Here is a 16,575-nt window from a genome sequence, read left to right as displayed (position 1 = left end):
CCGGTTATCCCATCTCCGAACGTGTTCGGGTCTCCTCGCCGTCGGCGAGCAGTTCGAGCGCGACCGCGTGGTCGACGCCGTCGTCGGCCAGATTCGCCACCCAGCGTTCGACGAGCGCGTCGGTAATCCGGGCCGAGAGGCGGGACACCGTCTGGCGGTCCTCGGGCGCCACCTGGCCGCAGGTCTCCAGCCGTCGGAGCGCAGTCTGGAGCTCCCGGCGACGGATTCGCTCGGCCCGGTCGCGGACCAGGTCGGCCACCTCTCGGGTGTCAAGGGCATCTTCGTCGGCGGTTTTCCGGTCGCACCGTGCTGCGAGTCGGGTCACGAACCCGGATTCGGCTTCGACTCCCGAATCGACTGTCCCGAACACGTTCGTCTCGACGCCCGACGGACGGGAACGTCAGCGACGGACGTCACTCGACGTCCGTCCACAGAAGCGGTCCGTCGTACCCCTCCGGAACGAACGAACAGAGAGGGTCGCTTTCGAGCGGGTCGCCCGTGTAGGCGTAGGCTCTGGACCGACTTCCGCCACAGACGTTGCGGAACGGACAGGCGCCACACTTCCCGCGAAGGGAGTCTTTCTCGCGGAGGGACTCGAACAGTTCCGAGTCCCGGTAGACGTCCACCACGCTCCGGTCGCGGACGTTTCCGGCCGATAGCGGGAGGAACCCCGACGGGTAGACCTCGCCGACGTGACTCACGAAGGCGAAGCCGTCACCCGCGGTGATACCCATCTGTCGGTCCGGCGGTCGCTCGGTCTGCTGGACGGCGACCCGGCGATAGTGGGGTGCCTCGGTCGTCTTGACGCTGAACGGCCAGTCGGTGTCGACCAGCCACTCCATCACTCGCTCGGCCCGGTCGGGCGAGATGGGCGTCAACGCCGCCCCCCGTCCGACCGGGACGAGGAAGAAGACGCTCCAGAGGACCGCTCCGAGGTCGGCCACGAGGTCGGCTATCTTCGGCAGGTCCGAGACGGTCTGCCGACAGACCGTCGTGTTGATCTGCAGCGGCAGTCCCGCGTCTCGGGCGGCACACGCGGCCCGTAACGTCTCGTCGAAACTTCCCGGTTCGCCCCGGAAGTCGTCGTGGTTGTCGGCCGTCGCACCGTCGATGCTGACCGCCATCCGGCGCAGACCCGCGTCGGCGAGTTCGCGAACTGCGTCGGGCGTCAGCGAGGCGGTGCCGCTCGGCGTCATCGTGACGCTCAGGCCGACGTCGGTTCCGTACTCCACGAGGTCGACGACGTCGTTGCGCTTCAGGGGGTCACCGCCGGAGAACACGACCAGTTGATTCTCCCCGAACTCGCGAGTTTGGTCGAGGAGGCGCTTCGCCTCCGTCGTCGAGAGTTCGTCCGGGTGGCGGTCGGGCTGAGCGTCGGCCCGGCAGTGTTCGCAGGCGAGGTCGCAGGCCTGCGTGAGTTCCCATATCAGCACGAAGGGGCGTTCGGCCGTGTCTACGCGTGGCGGTGGTCCGGCGGACTTGCTCGCAGGTGTGGACATGCTAGTGACTCACTCCGCGACGATCGCGTCCCTCGTCTTCGATGTCGTCCGTCGGTTGAGCGTATCGCGTTCCGTCATCGGTCGGGGGTTCGTGGGGTACGTAAATGGCAGTAGCTCCGATTCCTGCCGGGTGAAAATCCCGTCCGAACGTGTTCGGGACCACCGATACCGGACGCCTCGACCTACTCACACACATGCCCGGATTCCCGCGCCCGTTCGCTAGCGAGGATGCCAGCGACGAAACCTTCGACGACTACGACGAGTTCGTCCCCCGACACCTGCCCGAACCCGGTCCGTTCCTCGAGGGAACCGACGTGCTGACGGGCGACGACCACGTCGACTTCCATCGACTCACGCGCGAGATATTCGAAGAGCGGGGCGTCTACGACGCGACGTTCGGCTACAACCTCGCGCGCCTCAACCTCGATTCGCGCCACCCCGGTGCCGGGTTCCGGTACGCGGTTGCCCCTGGAGAGAGAAACGTCTTGCTCGCGGAGTTCACCCCGACGACGAAGTTCTGTCCGCAGAGCGACAGCCTCACGGTCGGCGCACTGCGTGCGTGGAACGGACTGAGCGACCGTCACGACTACGACCGGGTGTCGGTCGCCGTCGCACCGATGCACCAGCAGAGCACCGAGATAAACGGTAAACTCCGCGACCTCGAACGTCGGCTTCGTGACCAGAGCGACCCTCCCGATTCGAACGCCGACGAGGGTCCGTCGCCCCCGTTCTGAGGTGGCGGATCGAGCCGTCGGTCGGTGGTCGCGACGTTGTCGTGCGATTGCGAGGCCGCTCCGGAACAATGTGGTCGGCCGAACGTCTGTGAGGCGCGCTCGTGGTCTCTGCCGTGCCCGGTCGAACATGGTCGGGACAACCGATAGACCGACGTCTCACAGAGAGTGACACATGCCACGAGAACTTGACGTGCGTGAAATCGAGGGCGAACCGTTCAGCGATATCGTGTCGGCGCTCGACGAACTGAGCGCCGGCGAGACGCTGGTGCTCGTCAACAGCTTCGAGCCGGAACCGCTGTACGCGGCGTTGGACCAGCGGGGCTTCGACCACGAGACCGAGCAGACCAGGCCGGACGAGTGGCGCGTCGAGATAACGCCACGATGACCGTCCCCGCAGGCGTCGACGCCGACCGTGGCCCGCCGATGACGGTGCCCCTGGGCCACTTCCTCGTCGGTTTCGCGTTCCTGCTCGCGGGGAGCGCCCTCGGTGTAGCCTCGGCCGCGGGGTTCGACGGTGGACTCGCGGGGCTGGCCCACGTCCACCTTTTGCTGGTCGGGTGGGTCTGTATCACCATCATGGGTGCGATGACCCAGTTCGTTCCGGTCTGGTCGGGCGTGGACCTCCACTCACGGCGGCTCGCAGTCGCCCAGCTCGCGCTCGTCGCGGCTGGCGTCGCCGGATTCGCTGGCCTGCTGCTATCGGGGCGACTCGACTGGCTCGCGGTCGCCGGCGGGCTGATGCTCGCCGGGTTCTGGACTTTCGTCTACAACGTCGCCCGGACGCTCCGGCAGGCCGAGAGCCTCGACGTGACCGAGCGTCACTTCGCGCTCGCGCTCGGCTACGTCGCCGTCGTCACCGCGTTCGGCTTCGTCCTCGCACTCGATTTCGTCCGGCCCACGCTGGCTCCGGCGGGACTCGCCCGTCCGCGAGTCGTCGCCGCTCACGCCACGCTCGCGGTGTTCGGCGTCGTGCTCACGACGGTCGTGGGCGCGCTCTACCAGCTGGCGACGATGTTCACCCAGACCGAACTCCACGGCATGGACGCGCCCCTGCGGCGGTTCGAGGAGGTGGGCTACCCGGTCGGCGTGGTCGCGCTCGCGGGCGGACGTCTGTTCGCGGCCGAGTGGCCCGCTCGAATCGGCGCGCTGCTCGTGCTGGCGAGTCTGCTGTCGTTCGCGGTCGTCTTCGGACGAAAACTCTACGAGACCAGGGTCGCGCGGACGCCGATGCTCTCCAGGTACGCGGTCGTCGCGCTCGCGCTCGTCGTCTGGGCGCTCGTCTCGCTGCCGGCGTGGGTCGCCGACCCGACCGACCCGGCGGCGACCTTCGGACCGCCCGACGCGACCCACCTCCTGCTCGCGGTGGTGGTCGGCTTCGTCCTGCTCGGGACGCTCTACCACGTCGTCCCCTTCATCGTCTGGGTCCGCCAGTACAGCGACCGCGTGGGTCTCGAACCGGTGCCGATGATAGACGACCTCTACGACGACCGGCTCGCCGCGGCGGACTTCTGGTCGACCCTCGGCGGTCTCGCCCTGGTCGTCGGCGGTGGGGTCGCGGAGGTCGAAATCGCCCGTCTCGTCGGCGGGGTCGTGGCGACCCTCGGCTTCGCGGTGTTCGCGCTGAATCTGGTCGGCGTCGTCGTCCGTCACGGCCCCGAGTCGCTCCGTGTCGGCTTCCTCGCGCAGGCCGGGAGCGACCCCGACGCGGACTAGGGGACCTCCATGGTTCGCTTCTCTCGACGAAACCATCGCTGCCGTGGACCGAACACGTTCGGCGAAGCCTCCACGACCGACTCGCGCCACGGTTCTGACATGGTCGCCACCGACTTCGACGCGGAGCGGGAGTACGACGACGAGCAGTTCAGCGCCCGGTCGGTCTTCCGGAGCGACCGGATGAAGGTCGTCCTCGGCTACTTCGAACCGGGGCAGTTCATTCCCGTCCACGCACCCGACAGCGACGTGGCGATAACCGTCCAGGACGGCCGGGGCGTCGTTCGCGACGGCGAGACCGACCACGATGTCGGACCGGGCGACGTGGTGGTCGTTCCCGCAGGGGAGCGTCGAGGCGTGAAGGCAGGAGACGAGCGCCTGGAGGCCACGCTCGTGACGGCCCCGCCGCCGACCGACGCGGAACACGACCCCGTGCTCGAGGGGCTGCGGAAGGGAGCGTTCGACCCCGACGCCGACGCGTAACGCGACTTCCTCCAGGGGATCGACCTCCGGTTCTCCCGGCGTTTGCGTACGGCGACGATGTTCGTCAGTCCGACGCGGGGGCCTCGCTCGGAGCGCACGGTTTCCAGACGCTCCTCCGCCGCGCGGTCCGAACAGGTTCGGGAGAATCCCGAATAGGCCGGTCCGTCTCAGTGTACGTGTATGCCGACGCTAGACGTGCGCGAAATTCCGCCGCCGCAACGCCACCCGAAGATACACGAGACGTTCGAGGAGATGGACAGCGGTGAGGTCCTCGAGATCGTCAACGACCACGAACCCAAACCACTGTTCTACGAGATGCAGGCGGAGGTGGAGTCGTTCGACGCCGACAACTACGAGGTAGAGCGCGAGGCGGCCGAGAAGTTTGTCGCCAAGTTTCCCAAGCAGTAGTCGACTGGAAACCAGTCGCCCACGACGCGCGAGCGGTACGACGGGTTCGAATCGCCGTCACCGCCGTCCTATTTTGAACGTCGACCAGATAGCGTCGCGCACGTCCCTCTCCACGTCGTTTCGACCCTCTTCCCCTCACCTCCTCGACAGTCGCAGGCAGAGGTCGAACACGGGACCCAAGGCTGGGACGAACACGTTCGGACGCCTTCCCAATTTTCAGGAATCGCGTTCCGGTTAAAAGCCCCACGTCGACGAACTCCGACGTGTATGAGAGTGAGACGTAGCACACTTGGAAAGATACTGGCGACAGTCTTCGTCCTGAATCTACTCGTGATGGGCGTCGGCGCGTGGTACTCCTACGAGCAGGCTCCGCCCATCCCGAAAGAAGTCGTCGGTCCGGACGGCGAGACGGTGGTCACCGCCGAGCAAGTGCGGGCGGGCAAGACGACCTTCCAGTCGGACGGACTGATGAACCACGGGTCGATACTGGGCAACGGGGCGTACTACGGCGAGGACTTCACCGCCGACACGCTCGACCTGAAGGTGAAGTTCATGCGCCAGTACTACGCCGACGAACAGTACGGCGCCGACTCGTACGACGGCCTCTCGGCCAGTGAGCAGGCCACCGTGGACGTGGCGGTGAAGTCGGACCTCACCGACGGCGACCCCACGTCCGACATCGAGTACTCCGCCGCAGAGGCGTACGCCCACGAGCAGGTGACGCAGGTGTACGTCGAGCGCTACCACGAGGGGAGCCACGAGCGCGGCGTCCCGACGAACATGATCGACAGCGAGGAGGCGGCCGAGCGGTTCGCCGACTTCGCGCTCTGGACGGCGTGGATTTCCCACACCGACCGACCAGGCGCGGACCACAGTTACACTAACGAGTGGCCCTACCAGCCGGCGGCCGGTAACGATGCGACCGGCGCGTCTATGACGTGGAGCGTCATCGCCATGATTCTGCTCGTCGCGGGGGCCGGGTTCGGCGTCTGGCTGTACAAGTCCATCGAACTCCCCGAACCCGAGACAGAGGGCGTCACGGTGCCCCGGCCCGACGAGGTGAACCTGTTCCCGGGACAGGCCGCGGCGCTCCGGTTCGCGGTCGTCGGCGCGGGTCTGTTCCTCGCGCAGGTCCTGCTCGGCGGCCTGCTCGCGCACTTCTACATCGAGCGCGACGCCTTCTTCGGTCTCGGCGAGATGCTGGGCTTCGACATCCTCCAGGTCCTGCCGTTCACCATCGCCAAGACGTGGCACATCGACCTCGGCATCCTCTGGATCGCGACGCTGTGGCTCGGCGCGGGCCTGTTCCTTCCGCCCCTGTTGACTGGTCGCGAACCCCGCGAGCAGGGCAAGTGGATAAACCGCCTGCTCGGCGTTCTCGTCGTGGTCGTGGTCGGCGCCATGGCGGGCATCTGGCTCGGCGCGAAGGGGTACTTCGGCGACGCGCTCTGGTGGATCCTCGGCAACGAGGGGCTGGAGTACCTCGAAGTCGGTCGTCTCTGGCAGGTCGGCATCCTCGTCGGCTTCCTCGCGTGGGCCACGCTGGTCGCGCGGGGACTCAAGCCGCTGCTCGACCGCGAACCCAAGTGGGGCCTCGCACACATGATTCTGTACGCGGGCGGTTCCATTGCTCTGCTGTTCACCGCGGGCTTCCTCTACACGCCCCAGACCAATATCGTCGTCACCGAGTTCTGGCGCTGGTGGGTCGTTCACATGTGGGTCGAGGGGGCCTTCGAGTTCTTCATCGTCGCGCTGGTCGGCGTCACGCTGGTCAGCATGAACCTTCTCTCGAAGCGCTCGGCCGAGAAGGCGGTGATGGTCCAGGCCCTGCTGGTGATGGGTACGGGCGTCATCGGCGTCTCGCACCACTACTGGTGGGTCGGCCAGCCCGACTTCTGGGTGCCCATCGGGAGCGCCTTCTCGACGCTCGAACTCATCCCCCTCGTCTTCATTCTCTACGAGGCCATCGGCCAGTACCGGGCGATGTCGACGAGCGGCGAGCGGTTCCCCTACACGCTGCCGTTCATGTTCATCGTCGCCAGCGGCGTCTGGAACTTCGTCGGTGCGGGCGTGCTCGGGTTCTTCATCAACCTCCCGTTCATCAACTACTTCGAGCACGGGACCTACCTCACTGTCGCGCACGCCCACGCTGCGATGTTCGGCGCGTTCGGCTTCCTCGCGCTCGGCATGGTGACCTACATGCTCCGCATCGCGGTGCCCGAAGCGAAGTGGGACGAGACCAACCTCCGGCGGGCGTTCTGGGCCTGGAATCTGGGACTGGCGCTGATGGTCGGTATCAGCCTGCTTCCGGTCGGCTTCCTCCAGCTCGAGGTCGCGTTCACCCAGAGCTACGACGCCGCCCGGAGCCTGGCGTTCTACGAGGGCGACCTCGTCCAACTGTTGTTCTGGCTCCGGATGCCTGGTGACACGTTGGTCATTCTCGGCACGGTCATCTTCGGCTACGACGTGGTGAAGAAGGTGTCGAACCGTGGCGAGACGACGCCGACCGACGACCCCGCCGACACTCCCGTGGTGGCCGGGTCGGTCGTCGAGAGCGACGACTGACTGCACTCGGCTCGCCTTTGGGTTCTTCTTTCGTCACGTCGTCCGATTGTATTCGGGATACGCCGCAGGTTCCCAGACTCCGGGAACGGTGCGAATACGTTCGGCAGCCTTCCAGCGGGCTGAGAATCGGATGTCCGCTTCAATACATGTAAGAAACTACCTGTAAGTGTGAGGTGACTCTCGATGCCAGAACTCAATCGGCGCACGGTATTGCAGGGAATCGGTCTCGGCGGTGCGGCCTCGTTGGCCGGCTGTTCGACGAGTTCCACCCCGGAAGCGACCCAGACCCAAACCCAGACGGAGACAACCATGAACGAGCAGAAGATGGCCAGTCGCGTCGCTGCAGACCCGGCGGACATCCCGTCGCCGATAAGCCGAACCGAGCCGAAGGAAGTCGACGTTACCCTCCGTCCGGAGGAGGTCACGGCTGAAATCGAGGACGGGGTGCGGTTCAAGTACATGACCTACAACGGTCAGGTTCCCGGCCCGCTCATCCGGGTCCGGAAGGGTGACACGGTCAACCTCACCTTCGACAATCCCGCCGAGAACGACCTGCCCCACAACGTGGACTTCCACGCGGCCGCGGGACCGGGCGGCGGTGCCGAAGCCACGATGACCGCGCCGGGCGAGACCGCCCGCCTGAAGTTCAAGGCGACCTACCCCGGAGCGTACATCTACCACTGCGCCGTGCCGAACCTCGACATGCACATCTCGGCGGGAATGTTCGGCCTCATCCTCGTCGAACCCGAGGACGGCCTGCCGGAGGTAGACCACGAGTTCTACTTCGGCCAACACGAGATATACACCAACGAGCGTGCGAGCAAGAAGGGGAAACACGAATTCGACATGGGAGCGATGCGCCGCGAGGAACCGACGTACGTCGTCATAAACGGCGAGAAGTACGCCTGCACGCCGGACAAGTACGGCCCCGCCAAGGTCGAGACGGGCGACACCGCGCGGGTGTACTTCGTCACGGGCGGGCCGAACCTCACCAGTAGCTTCCACCCCATCGGCAACGTCTGGAAGAAGCTCTGGCCCGAGGGATCGCTGACGACGCGACCCCAGACCCACATCCAGACCAAACAGGTCGCGCCCGGCAGCACCACCGTCGCCACGATGGACTTCCCGGTTCCGGGTGATTTCAAGCTGGTCGACCACTCGTTGACCCGGGTCGCTCGCAAGGGCTGTATGGCCATCGTCCAGGCCGACGGCCCCGAAAACTCGGAGGTGTTCGACCCCAACCCGGGCAAGTAAGCCAGCTCTCGTCCGTCGCTCCGACTGCACGAGACCGGGTGCTCTCACGCGCTTTCGTGGCCGTTTCGAACCTCTCCTCTCTTCGTAGTCGTCCGCGAACGGGCCGCCCCGTCTGCGCACCGTTCGTAACTCGTCGTCATCACGGCGACCTACTTCGCAGCTCCCAGCCTCCGCGGTCCGTTCCACTACCCCCGACCGAACGCCGCCGTAACCGGCGCTTCAAGGCCGGGGTGCGGTCGCGGGGCTGTCCGGCGTCGCGGTTCAGCTCTCGCCAGTGCGACTCCGGCCGTGACGCCCCCGGACCGTAAGCACGATGGGGAGCCCCAGCGCGACGAGATACCATCGCGGCGAAACCCGCCAGTCGACGATCTGTGCCGCCCACGCCCGGAGGTCACCCCCGCTCGCCCAGGTGACGAGGGCCACGGCTATCATCGGCCCGAACGCGCCCGGGACGAAATGAACCTGTGTCAACTCGCCGCTGGGCAACGCGACGTAGGTGAGGGCCCAGCACCCCCACGATACGAGCAGGGTCACCAGGAAGAACGCGGTCGTCTGGTGGCCGGGCGAGTCCGCGAACCTCTTCTCGCCTGGTGCTGTGGGATCACCCCGGTCCGATGTCGTAACATCTGACATAACACATGTATGTAGAAATGACTGTTTCATAACGCTTCCCACTGACCGTGCCTCGTCCGAACCCACAGTGTTACCCTCTTCCGAGGTCGTGAGTAAGCCGCAGTTCGGACGACACGCGCTCTAGTCTCATTTTGACCGTCAGTCCGGAGCAACGCGGGTGCTGGCATCGTGTTCCTCGATAGCGGCCTCGGGGAGCCAGGTACCGGATACTCGTCGTCGCCGACTCCGTCGAAAGAGCAAGTCCGGAAGCAGTTCGAACGCGAGATTGCGCGCCCGACAGCCGATGCTCGATTGCATCGTCCCGAGCCTCCCCAGTCTCTCCGACTCGGACCGAATCCGGTCGGCTCTGGGCTTTCGTTCGGATTCGTACGTCGCGAAGGCTGCTGACCGATCCGCGTGTGCATCTATCGAGTGGGCCAGCGCGAGTGCGTCCTCGATCGCCTGAGCCGCACCCTGTCCGGCGAACGGTAACATTCCGTGGGCCGCGTCACCGGCGACGACGACCGACCCGCGATACCATCGTTCGAGTGGCGGCACGTCCTCCAGATCGGTGACGATTACGTCGTTCTCGTCGAGCGATTCAACGACGGATGGAATCGGGTCGGGGAACGTAGCGAAGTGGTCGCGGAGCGCCGAGGTCGTCTCTCGTGGGTCGGTCGTATCCTCCGCCAGTCGCTCGGGTGCCGTCGCGAACCAGTAGAACCGGTCGGAGTCGAGCGGTGCACCACCGGTGTAGGTTCCCTCGCCCCATATCTCGAATCCCAGAGCGCGGTATTGCTCGGGCAGTTCGAGCGTGGCGATGGCCCGATAGACGATACCGTCCATCGCTTGCAGTTCGACGTCCGGAGCGACCGCGTCGCGAACGGCGGAGTCGATGCCGTCCGCCCCGACGAGAACGTCCGGGTGAACGTGCGTCCCGTCGGCGAACCGGACTGTCGGCGTGTCCGTGTCGGTCACCGCCGTACACGCCATTCCAGTTTCGACCTCGGTGTTCAGTTCGTCGAGGAGTATCCGCAGCAGGTTGGCCCGGTGTATCGCGACGTAGCCGTAGCCGAAGTCGTTCCGTTCGACCCTGTCTAGGTCGAATCGTTTCAGAACCCGTCCGCTCGGGGACCGAATCTGACTGTCCTCGAGGGGAACTCCCTCGGCACGGATGCGGTCGACGACACCGAGATGGTCGAAGACAAACAACGCATTCGTCTGCAGGAGGATTCCGGCACCGATGGGTCGATATTCCGAGGCGGCCTCGTAGACGGTCGGCTCCAGACCCCGCTGTTCGAGCGCGAGTGCCGTGGTCAGCCCGCAGATGCCGCCACCGACGACCGCGACGTCGGGCGTCTCTCCCGTGTGTCCCATGTGTCTCCGTTCGTCGTCGACTGCGAAACGCCGACTGCAAGTCATGCACGATTCTTTAAGTCCAGTCGGCGCTTGCCTCCGCGCGTATGCGATATCTCACGGTCCTCGCTCACCCGGCCGAGAACGGCACGTTCCATCCGCTCGGAAAGGAACTCGCCGAGGAGCCATCGCTCAAGCGGGAAGCGATTCACCACGTTGAACTCCTCGCAGACGGTACGGTGCTGTTGCTCGCCGAGGGGAGCGGTGACCGGGACCGATATCGGGAGATCATGCGAGACTCGCCCTACGTTGTCGACTATCTCGTCTCCGGGGAGGAACGCTGGATGGCGGTGAGCCAGTTCGAGCCGACGCCCTCGACGCGACGAATCCTGGAACTCGGACGCGAATCGGATGTCATCATCGAGATGCCGATTCAAATCAACACCGATGGGTCGCTTCGAATAACTCATCTGGGGAGTGACCCGGACTTTCAGGCGTTGTTTCGGGACGTCGTCGAGGAGACCGCCCTTGCGTTCGAGGTCGTCGAGACGGGTATCTACGAACCGGACGAAAGTTCGTTCACGAGACTGCTGACGACTCGCCAACGAGAAGTGCTCGAGGCGGCAGTCGAAGTCGGATACTACAGCGCGCCCAGGCAGTCGACGCACGAAGACGTAGCAGACGTCGTCGGAATCGCACCTACGACTGCGGGCGAACACGACGGTCAGACGACACTCACCCTGTACGATCATCTCGATCCGGATGCACTCGACGCGCTCATCGACGCGAGTGCAGACAAACGGAGCCACGTCGAAGTCCGATTCACGATCGACGATAAGCTCGTCGTCGTCCGGAGCACCAACACCATACTCATCTACGAACCGCTGCAAGTCCCCGAGTGAACCGCATCGGCGCTACTTGCCGAGGCACTCGCCTCGTCCGTCCGTAGTCCTGAAGAGAGACGAGAACTCCCGGTGGGCGGAACAGCTGCGGTACCGGACTCACGCCCGTGCAGTCCCGAACGGGCTCGCTCGCCAGCAGGTGTCGGTGGCTCTCGTACCGCCCGGTGTGGAGTTCCGGTTTCCGACCCGCGACGGGACTCTTCGGGACGATAGAGACGGACGGCGGAAGTCGGGGCACTCCGCCGGAAAGCGGCGGGGGGATGACAGCGTCGTCGGCGGGTGGGTAGCCGTGAGCGTCGGTCGAAGCGACCGACGGGCGCAGGGGGCTCCTGATGCGGTGGGCGCAGGCGACGGGTGGCTTCTGTCATCACCGCATCTGCATCCGACTTCCACGTCGGCGCGAGTCACAGACGCCGTCGGACTGTCGGATGCGCTTCGGGAGTCGGACGGGGTGGTATTAGACACCGGGAATCGTTTTGCCCGATGAACTCTTTGAACTGTCTCCGACTCCGTTGAAACGTGTGAACGGTCTCCACCGAACGACACTCTCCGACCTCGTCGCCTCCCCAGCGGCCCGCCGTCCCGATGCCATTCGATCGTCGGCGAGCGATACGTGGGACACCGAGACGCTGGTGCGCAGACGGCACCGCTGGCAGCGACGCGCGACGATTCACGTCGTAATGGTTATGGGTATCACACGGCGACGTGAAAGTACGGTGGGGACGACACAGAAACAGTACAACGTCGGTGGCATGGCCTGTTCGTTCTGCGCCGAGAGCATCGAGAAGGCGTACGACCGGACGGACGGCGTCGAAGACGTCGACGTTAGCCTCGCCCACGAGGAGGTCCTCGTCCGGTACGACGAGGCGACGCTAAGCGAGGTCGAACTGAAGGACACGCTCCGCGACCTGGGATACACGATTCGTGACCTGAACAAGCGGAAGCGATTCGAGGAACGACGGGTGGAACTCGCCGACGGGAAGCGCCGACTCCTGCTCGCCGGCGGCGCCTCCATCACCACCGCCGCGCTGATGCTGTGGATGATACTCGTGACGGGACGCTTCGAATCCGAGTCGCTGGCGATGGACCTCGTCACGCTCGCGGTCGCGCTCGGGACGGTGTTTGGGCCGGGGCGTTACATTATCGAGAAGGCGTACAACAGCCTCCGCAGGGGGCATCCTCAACCAGCACGTGCTGCTCGAGGCGGGGGCGTTCGCAGGGCTGTTCGGGGGGTTCCTCGGTTTGTCCGTCTTCCCTGACTTTCCGACCGTCCACTTCTTCGCCGTCTCGGTCTTCATCACCACCTATCACGTCCTCTCGGAGTACACCAGCTTGCTCGTCCGTACGCGGGCCTCCCAGGCGGTGCAGAACCTGCTCGACCTCCGACCGGACACCGCTCGCCGCGTCACTGTCGAGGGTGACGTCGAAGAAGTCGCCGTCGCCGACCTCGCTGTCGGCGACCGCGTCCGGGTCAAGCCCGGCGAACGCGTTCCCGTCGACGGGGAGTCGACCGTCGACCAGTCCGTGGCGACCGGCGAGTCCGCTCCCGAAGACAAACGGCCGGGCGACGAGGTGATCGGCGGAAGTGTGAACGAGACCGGGACGCTCCTCGTCGAGGTGACCGCGACCGGAGAGGACGCGTTTCTGAACCGGGTCGCTCGTGAAATCGAGGAGGCCCGTGCGACGAAGCCCGCGGTCGTCCGGCTCGCGGATCGCGTCCTCGAGTACTTCGTCCCCGGCGTGCTCACCGTCGCGGGACTCTCGTTCCTGCTCTGGGTGGTCGCCCCGCCGACGTGGGGCGGTAGTCCAAACGTCCAGCGAGGTGCCTTCGCCGCACTCGCCGTTCTCGTCCTCGGCTACCCCTGTGCGCTCGGTATGGCGACTCCACTGGCTCTCGTCCGCGGCGGCGGGAAGGCCGCAAATCGGGGCATCCTGATGCGTAGTGGCGACGCCTTCCAGATATTCCCGGACGTCGACCACGTCGTCCTCGACAAGACGGGCACCGTCACCGTCGGCGAGCCCGGGGTCTCCGAGGTCGTGGCGTTCGACGGGAACGAGGCGGACGTGCTGGCCGCGGCAGCGAGTGCGGAGGCATTCAGCGAGCATCCGCTCGCCGCCGCCATCCTCGCGTGTGCCGACGAACGTGGCGTCGAGTACGGAGACCCCGAAACGTTCGACTCTACGACCGGAAACGGCGTTGCTGCCACCGTCGACGGCTCGGACGTGCTGGTGGGCAAGCCCGGTTGGCTCGAAACCGAAGGGGTCGACCTCTCGGCCGCGAGCGACGAGATCGAGCGACTTCAGCACCGCGGGCTCACCGTCTCCGGCGTGGTGGAGGGCGGTGCGCTCGTCGGCCTGGTCGGCATCGGCGACAAGATAAAGAGCGACGCCGCCGAAACCGTCCGGCGGATAGAGGACGCCGACGTCACGCCCGTGGTGATCACGGGCGACAACGAGCGAACCGCGAACGCGGTCGCGGACGCGGTCGGCATCGACCGGGTGATGGCCGACGTCCTCCCCGGCGAGAAGCGCGAGGAGATCGGCCGCCTGCAGGACCTGGGCTACCGCGTGGCGATGGTCGGCGACGGAATCAACGATGCGCCCGCGCTCACGCAGGCGGACGTCGGCATCGCCATCGGCGCGGGCACCGACATCGCCATCGAGTCCGCCGATATCGTGCTGATGGGCGAGCGACTCGGCGGCGTGATGGACGCCTACGAGATCGGTGCGGAGAGCCGTCGGAAGACGCGACAGAATCTCGCCGCCGCGTTCTCGTTCAACGGCATCGGCGTCGCCGCCGCGACGACCGGCCTCGTCCATCCGGTGTTCGCGATGATCGTGATGGTACTATCGGTGTCGGCGGTGCTGGCCAACAGTTTCGTGGGACAACTGCTCGGCGGCGAAGAGGTGAACACGGATTTCGCGGTTGAGGGTGACGAAACGGGACCCGCGACGGAAGAGACGCCGGACGACTACGCCGGAACGTCGTAGCCCGCGCTCTCGATCGTTTCGCGGATGTCGCGGTCCTCCACGTCGTCATCGACGACTATCTCGACGGTGTTGTCCTCGTGGTCGGCCTCGACGCGCGTTACGCTGTCAAGCCTCCCGAGAGCGCTCTCGACCGTTTGTTCGCAGTTGCTGCACGACATTCCCGTGACCGGGACCAGCTTTCGGGTCATACGTGTTCCTGGGGAGCATCGCCGAAAGCTATTGCTACTCGTGGTTCGCGCCCGACATCTGGACGACGAAGGGTTACTGTCCAACCCAGCCTCCGAGTCCTGCTGTGTACGTACCGCTACAAAGGGGTACGTTCCCCCACTACACCTACTCACACAAGATATATTAATATTATAAATACTGAAATAATTATGGTAGGACTCCCACTTGCATGGAGTTAGACAATCCATCGAACCCGGATCCGACGGACCACAGCCGACGACAGTTTCTGAAGCGGACCGGCGGCGCGACGGCGCTCGCCGCCGTCGGCACGTCGGGCACGACCACCGCAGTGATGGACGACAGCGGCCGGTTCGAAGAAGACCCGTACTCGCTGGGGGTCGCCTCGGGCGACCCCCTGCCGGACTCCGTGGTGTTGTGGACTCGTCTCGCGCCGAACCCTATCGAGAAAGGCGGCGGGATGCCCCGGAAGAAAGTTCCCGTTCGGTGGAAAATCGCATCGACGGAGGACATGGCGTCGGTCGAGAAGGCCGGCGTCGTCTTCGCGAAGCCGGAACACGCACATTCCGTCCACGTGGACGTGACGGGTCTCGACCCCGACACAGAGTACTACTACCAGTTCACCGCCGCTGGACACCGCAGTCCAGTTGGTCGGACGAAGACCGCTCCGGCACCCGACGCCAGTCCCGAGGAGTTCAGGTTCGCGTTCGCCTCCTGTCAGTCCTGGGACAGCGGGTTCTACACGGCCTACGACCACATGGCCGCGGACGACCTCGACCTGGTCGTCCACCTCGGCGACTACATCTACGAGTACGGCATCGGGCCGAACGGCGGCGCCCGCGATACCGCGGTTCCGCAGGCCTACCGCTCCCAGACAGAGACGCTCGACCGATACCGCCTCCAGTACAGTCTCTACAAATCCGATCCCGACTTGCGGGCCGCCCATGCGAGCGCGCCGTGGCTCGTCACGAGGGACGACCACGAAGTCGACAACAACTGGGCCGGTGACGTGCCACAGGACCCCGACAAACAGACGCGGGAAGCGTTCCTCGAGCGCCGGGCCGCGGCGTTCACAGCCTACTACGAACACATGCCGTTCCGGCAGGCGCAGATGCCGGACGATTCGAGCCAGAAACTGTACCGGAACTTCACGTTCGGCGACCTGGCCGAGTTCAACGTGCTCGACACGCGTCAGTATCGAACCGACCAGGCCTGCGACGACGCGTTCAACGTCGTCGATTGCACGGAGCGGTTCGACGAGAACCGAACCATCCTCGGCGACGCACAGGAGCAGTGGCTGGTGGACAACCTCGCCGCTTCGAACGCGACCTGGGACGTCCTCGCGAACCAGGTGCCCATGGCCTCGATGGACTTCGAAGAAGGGCCCGAGGAGGGGTACCGCACGGACCAGTGGGACGGATACGTCGCGGACCGGAACACGGTCCTCGAAGCCTTCGAGCAACACGTCTCTAACCCCGTCGTCGTCACCGGGGACTTCCACGCGAACTTCGCCACCAACCTCAAGCGAGAGTTCGACGACCCCGACTCGGAAACGGTCGGCACCGAGTTCGTCGCGACCTCCATCAGCTCCGGTGGGGACGGTACCGATATGGACGACTTCGGCCGGCAAGTGACGTCGGACAACGAGAACGTCAAGTACTACAACAACCAGCGCGGATACGTTCGCTGCACACTCACGCCGGACCAGTGGTGGACCGACTACCGCGTCGTCGACTACGTGACCCGGCCAGGGGCCCCGATTCGGACGGACGCGAGCTTCGTCGTCGACGACGGGAACCCGGGCGTCTAGGGACTCGCCCTCCCACTTGGATGCGTCTCGGTCGGGGTGACCCTCGGGAATTTTCGAGCAGGCGG

General features: G+C 65.5%; 14 protein-coding genes and 1 pseudogene. 10 read left to right on the top strand and 5 right to left on the bottom strand.

Annotated elements, in window-relative coordinates; genetic code table 11:
- Positions 1-4 precede the first annotated feature (4 nt).
- Together ACRYA2_RS10905 and ACRYA2_RS10900 are read right to left on the bottom strand one after the other, a co-directional pair.
- Positions 5-370, bottom strand: a complete 366-nt coding sequence (locus ACRYA2_RS10905; protein WP_433627648.1) for a hypothetical protein — start codon at positions 368-370, stop codon at positions 5-7.
- A gap of 43 nt (positions 371-413) precedes the next feature.
- On the bottom strand, positions 414-1,499 hold the full coding sequence (locus tag ACRYA2_RS10900; protein ID WP_433627645.1) for a radical SAM protein: 1,086 nt from the start codon (positions 1,497-1,499) through the stop codon (positions 414-416).
- A 194-nt stretch (positions 1,500-1,693) separates the two neighbouring features.
- On the opposite strand from ACRYA2_RS10900, the gene ACRYA2_RS10895 reads away from it, so the two are divergent.
- The 7 genes from ACRYA2_RS10895 (at position 1,694) to nirK (ending at position 8,653) form a co-directional block, all read left to right on the top strand.
- Positions 1,694-2,233 (top strand): DUF7998 family protein, encoded by a 540-nt coding sequence (locus ACRYA2_RS10895; protein WP_433627642.1) that lies wholly within the window; start codon positions 1,694-1,696, stop codon positions 2,231-2,233.
- A gap of 172 nt (positions 2,234-2,405) precedes the next feature.
- Positions 2,406-2,618, top strand: coding sequence for a DUF2249 domain-containing protein (locus ACRYA2_RS10890; RefSeq protein ID WP_433627639.1), 213 nt, complete (start codon positions 2,406-2,408; stop codon positions 2,616-2,618).
- Positions 2,615-3,946: a hypothetical protein gene (locus tag ACRYA2_RS10885; RefSeq protein ID WP_433627636.1), complete on the top strand. Its 1,332-nt coding sequence runs from the start codon at positions 2,615-2,617 to the stop codon at positions 3,944-3,946. Before ACRYA2_RS10890 ends, ACRYA2_RS10885 begins: the two co-directional genes overlap by 4 nt.
- A 99-nt stretch (positions 3,947-4,045) precedes the next feature.
- Positions 4,046-4,426 carry a cupin domain-containing protein gene (locus ACRYA2_RS10880; protein WP_433627633.1) on the top strand — a complete coding sequence of 127 codons (381 nt, stop codon included), beginning with the start codon at positions 4,046-4,048 and terminating at the stop codon, positions 4,424-4,426.
- 180 nt (positions 4,427-4,606) lie between these two features.
- Entirely contained in the window at positions 4,607-4,834 is a 228-nt protein-coding gene (locus ACRYA2_RS10875) for a DUF2249 domain-containing protein (RefSeq protein ID WP_433627631.1), read from the top strand.
- 267 nt (positions 4,835-5,101) lie between these two features.
- Positions 5,102-7,399, top strand: coding sequence for a nitric-oxide reductase large subunit (locus ACRYA2_RS10870; RefSeq protein WP_433627628.1), 2,298 nt, complete (start codon positions 5,102-5,104; stop codon positions 7,397-7,399).
- Positions 7,400-7,582: 183 nt separating this feature from the next.
- Positions 7,583-8,653 (top strand): copper-containing nitrite reductase, encoded by a 1,071-nt coding sequence (gene nirK, locus ACRYA2_RS10865; protein ID WP_433627626.1) that lies wholly within the window; start codon positions 7,583-7,585, stop codon positions 8,651-8,653.
- A 261-nt stretch (positions 8,654-8,914) separates the two neighbouring features.
- On the opposite strand, the gene ACRYA2_RS10860 is transcribed toward nirK, so the two are convergent.
- Complete coding sequence (locus ACRYA2_RS10860) at positions 8,915-9,286, bottom strand: hypothetical protein (protein WP_433627623.1); 372 nt, start codon at positions 9,284-9,286, stop codon at positions 8,915-8,917.
- A 138-nt stretch (positions 9,287-9,424) separates the two neighbouring features.
- The gene (locus tag ACRYA2_RS10855; protein WP_433627620.1) at positions 9,425-10,642 is read right to left on the bottom strand and encodes an FAD-dependent oxidoreductase; all 1,218 of its coding nucleotides are present in this window, start codon (positions 10,640-10,642) and stop codon (positions 9,425-9,427) included.
- Between the two features lie 86 nt (positions 10,643-10,728).
- On the opposite strand from ACRYA2_RS10855, the gene ACRYA2_RS10850 reads away from it, so the two are divergent.
- Entirely contained in the window at positions 10,729-11,523 is a 795-nt protein-coding gene (locus ACRYA2_RS10850; RefSeq protein WP_433627617.1) for a helix-turn-helix domain-containing protein, read from the top strand.
- Positions 11,524-12,239: 716 nt separating this feature from the next.
- Positions 12,240-14,514 (top strand): annotated as a pseudogene (locus ACRYA2_RS10845) (heavy metal translocating P-type ATPase).
- Here ACRYA2_RS10845 and ACRYA2_RS10840 read toward each other — a convergent pair.
- On the bottom strand, positions 14,496-14,702 hold the full coding sequence (locus ACRYA2_RS10840; RefSeq protein WP_433627614.1) for a heavy-metal-associated domain-containing protein: 207 nt from the start codon (positions 14,700-14,702) through the stop codon (positions 14,496-14,498). The pseudogene ACRYA2_RS10845 and the gene ACRYA2_RS10840 overlap by 19 nt on opposite strands.
- Before the next feature lie 209 nt (positions 14,703-14,911).
- On the opposite strand from ACRYA2_RS10840, the gene ACRYA2_RS10835 reads away from it, so the two are divergent.
- On the top strand, positions 14,912-16,510 hold the full coding sequence (locus ACRYA2_RS10835) for an alkaline phosphatase D family protein (protein WP_433627611.1): 1,599 nt from the start codon (positions 14,912-14,914) through the stop codon (positions 16,508-16,510).
- Positions 16,511-16,575: the final 65 nt, after the last annotated feature.

The organism is Halomicrococcus pelagicus, from assembly GCF_050954125.1.
Note: the sequence above shows the minus strand (reverse complement) of the source record. Positions and strands in the feature narration are given on the sequence as shown.

Excerpts from the sequence above, each read along its gene's own strand:
- ACRYA2_RS10900 (WP_433627645.1), bottom strand. The coding sequence starts at position 1,499 with ATGTCCACACCTGCGAGCAAGTCCGCCGGACCACCGCCACGCGTAGAC.
- ACRYA2_RS10895 (WP_433627642.1), top strand. The coding sequence starts at position 1,694 with ATGCCCGGATTCCCGCGCCCGTTCGCTAGCGAGGATGCCAGCGACGAA.
- ACRYA2_RS10890 (WP_433627639.1), top strand. The coding sequence starts at position 2,406 with ATGCCACGAGAACTTGACGTGCGTGAAATCGAGGGCGAACCGTTCAGC.
- ACRYA2_RS10885 (WP_433627636.1), top strand. The coding sequence starts at position 2,615 with ATGACCGTCCCCGCAGGCGTCGACGCCGACCGTGGCCCGCCGATGACG.
- ACRYA2_RS10880 (WP_433627633.1), top strand. The coding sequence starts at position 4,046 with ATGGTCGCCACCGACTTCGACGCGGAGCGGGAGTACGACGACGAGCAG.
- ACRYA2_RS10875 (WP_433627631.1), top strand. The coding sequence starts at position 4,607 with ATGCCGACGCTAGACGTGCGCGAAATTCCGCCGCCGCAACGCCACCCG.
- ACRYA2_RS10870 (WP_433627628.1), top strand. The coding sequence starts at position 5,102 with ATGAGAGTGAGACGTAGCACACTTGGAAAGATACTGGCGACAGTCTTC.
- nirK (WP_433627626.1), top strand. The coding sequence starts at position 7,583 with ATGCCAGAACTCAATCGGCGCACGGTATTGCAGGGAATCGGTCTCGGC.
- ACRYA2_RS10860 (WP_433627623.1), bottom strand. The coding sequence starts at position 9,286 with ATGTCAGATGTTACGACATCGGACCGGGGTGATCCCACAGCACCAGGC.
- ACRYA2_RS10855 (WP_433627620.1), bottom strand. The coding sequence starts at position 10,642 with ATGGGACACACGGGAGAGACGCCCGACGTCGCGGTCGTCGGTGGCGGC.
- ACRYA2_RS10850 (WP_433627617.1), top strand. The coding sequence starts at position 10,729 with ATGCGATATCTCACGGTCCTCGCTCACCCGGCCGAGAACGGCACGTTC.
- ACRYA2_RS10840 (WP_433627614.1), bottom strand. The coding sequence starts at position 14,702 with ATGACCCGAAAGCTGGTCCCGGTCACGGGAATGTCGTGCAGCAACTGC.
- ACRYA2_RS10835 (WP_433627611.1), top strand. The coding sequence starts at position 14,912 with ATGGAGTTAGACAATCCATCGAACCCGGATCCGACGGACCACAGCCGA.